A 2522-nucleotide genomic window follows, 5' to 3' on the forward strand; every position below is an offset into this window, starting at 1 on the left:
CCGGCGGGTGGCGTGCGCGGGCGTGTCGCTCGCATCCCGCGGCGATCCGGCCGGCCTCAACCCGTTGGACGGGCGGCGGGGCTCGCGGACGGCGGATACGTGCGCACCCCGGCCCGCGCGCCGTTCCGGCGGTCGCGGAGCGGCCGGTGAGGGCGGCGCGCCCGGCAGGGGGGATCATGGTGGGGAAGGCTTCGACGAGCGTGAGGACATTCGGGTGCCCCAGATCGAGGGCTGTGAGACCTTCCGGGTCGTGATGCCGCGCGCGCGGCGTCCGGAGAGCATCCTGGTCCGGCTGACCGGCGAGGACGGCGCGGTCGGCTGGGGCGAGGTCGCGGTGCCCGAGGAGGCGGCGGGCGCGGGCCCGGCGTGGGCCGACATCGCCGAGCGGATGGCGCCCGCGCTGATCGGCCTGCCGTGGGACCGTCCGGAGGACGTCTGGGCGGTCGCCGACCTCGGTACCAGCGGGGCCGCCGCCGCGGTGGACACCGCCTGCTGGGACCTGTGGTGCCGGGGCCGGGGCGAGCCGCTGGCGCACGCCCTCGGCGGCACCCGCACGTCGATCGTCACGGCGGCGCGGGTCTCCCCCGAGCCGCTGCTGGACACGGTCGTGGAGCGGGTGAACCGGGCGGTCGGGGCGGGCCACACGCGGGTGACGGTGGAGATCCGGCCCGGCTGGGACGTGGAGCCGATCCGGGAGGTCCGGGCGGCCTACCCGGCGCTGGCGCTGGTCGCCGACGGACGGCACCGCTATGCCGAGACGCCCGCGCACCTGGACGCGCTCGCCGCACTCGACGGCTACGGCGTGACGGCGGTCGAGCGGCCGTTCGAGGCCGACGACCTCGCCGCGCACGCCCGGCTCCAGGGCCGGGTGGAGGCGGCGGTCGCGCCGGACGTCGGCGACCGCGACACCCTGGAGGCGGCGATCGACCTCGGCGCGGGCCGGGCGCTGAACCTGCGGATCGGCCGCTTCGGCGGGCTGACGGCGGCCCGCGCGGCGCACGACCGGGCGTACGCGGCGGGCTGGGACGTCTGGTGCACCGGGGCGGGCGCGTTCGGGATCGGGCAGGCGGCGGCGGTGGCGCTGGCGTCCCTGCCGGGGGTGACGCTGCCGAGCGAGCTGACCGACCCGGCGGGCGGGCCGGTGTTCGTCACGCCGCCGGTCCGGTCGTCCGGCGGGGTGGTCGGGGTGCCGCTGACCCAGCCGGGGCTCGGCCACCTGGTCGACGAGGAGGCGATCGCGCGGCTGGCCCGCGAGCGGCTCCGCCTCCCGGCATGACGGGCGGCATGACGGCCGGCATGACGGGCGGCCGGGACGCCCCGGCGGCGGTGTGGGTGGTCGCGGGACCGCCCGGCGGCGGCAAGAGCACGGTCGCGGGCCTGCTGCTCGCGCGGCTGCGACCCGTCCCGGCGCTGCTCGACAAGGACACCCTGTACGGCCCGTTCGTGGCCGCGACGCTCGCCGCCTACGGGCGCGACCCGGGTGAGCGCGAGGGCCCCTGGTACGACGAGCACGTGAAGGCGCACGAGTACGAGGGGCTGACCGCGACGGCGCGGGAGATCCGCTCCCACGGCTGCCCGGTGCTGCTCAGCGGGCCGTTCACCGGCCACATCCGCTCCCCGGAGCGGTGGGCGGCGTGGGTGGGGGAGCTGGGCGGCGCCCCGGTCCGGCTGGTGTGGATCAGGTCGGACGCCGCGACGCTGCGGCACCGCCTGGAGGCGCGCGGGCTGCCGCGCGACGCGGGCAAGCTGGCCGCGTTCGACGCCTTCACCGCCCGGATGAGGCCCGAGGAGCCCCCGCCCGTCCCGCACGACGAGATCGACAACCGGCTGGGCGCCGTCCCCCTGGCCGATCAGATCGCCAGGATCATCTGACCGGGCTCGTTCCGGCCGCACGAGCCCGGGGCGGCGAACGCTAAAGTCGGTTCGTGGTAATTCGGGGGAATCACACACTGGGCCGGGTTCCGGCCCGGAGCCCGGCGGCGGGCGGCTCACGGGGGTGGCCGAACCTCGCCGACGCGGGGGTGCCGCTGCTGCTGGTCGTGCCGCAGCTCGGCCTGGCGGCGCTGATGTCGCTGGCGGACGAGTTCCTGGTCCCGCGCGATCGCACCGGATGGATCCTGCTGGTCGCGCTGACCCTCCTGGTGGACGGTGCCCTGGTCTGGCGGCGCGTCCGGCCCCTCGCGGTGATCATCGCCATCGTGCTCGCGGGCAACGCCGGCCTGCTGCTCATCCACGCCCAGGAGGCCCCCTCCACCGACATCGCCCTGTGGGTCGCGGTGTTCTCGCTGGCCGCGCACAGCGGCCGGTGGAGGGCCGTCGCCGGGACCGCGGCGGTCTTCGCCGTCCACGAGGCCGCGACCGCGCTCCGGGCCGACAGCCCCGGCGACTGGACGCTGGACGCCACGGTGGACGCGCTGCTGTTCCTGGCGCTCACCGCGCTCGGGCAGCTGCGGCGGCAGCGCCGGGCCCGGCGCGCCGAGCTGGCCGAGCAGCTCGCGGCGGCCGAGCGGGAGCACCACGCC

The 2522-nt window shown here is 77.7% G+C and carries 3 protein-coding genes; all 3 read left to right on the plus strand.

The genetic code is table 11. The features are described from left to right. The first annotated feature begins 214 nt into the window (after window positions 1-214). Window positions 215-1276 carry an enolase C-terminal domain-like protein gene (locus tag DZF91_RS25055; protein ID WP_117359696.1) on the plus strand — a complete coding sequence of 354 codons (1062 nt, stop codon included), beginning with the start codon at window positions 215-217 and terminating at the stop codon, window positions 1274-1276. A gap of 8 nt (window positions 1277-1284) precedes the next feature. Then, a complete protein-coding gene (locus DZF91_RS25060; protein ID WP_235834535.1) occupies window positions 1285-1872 on the plus strand; it encodes an AAA family ATPase in 588 nt (195 codons plus the stop codon). A 149-nt stretch (window positions 1873-2021) separates the two neighbouring features. After that, window positions 2022-2522: DUF7134 domain-containing protein (locus DZF91_RS25065; protein ID WP_456236655.1), on the plus strand; the 501-nt coding region annotated here is incomplete at its 3' end.

It is taken from the genome of Actinomadura logoneensis, assembly GCF_003428695.1.
Lineage (GTDB): Bacteria > Actinomycetota > Actinomycetes > Streptosporangiales > Streptosporangiaceae > Spirillospora > Spirillospora logoneensis.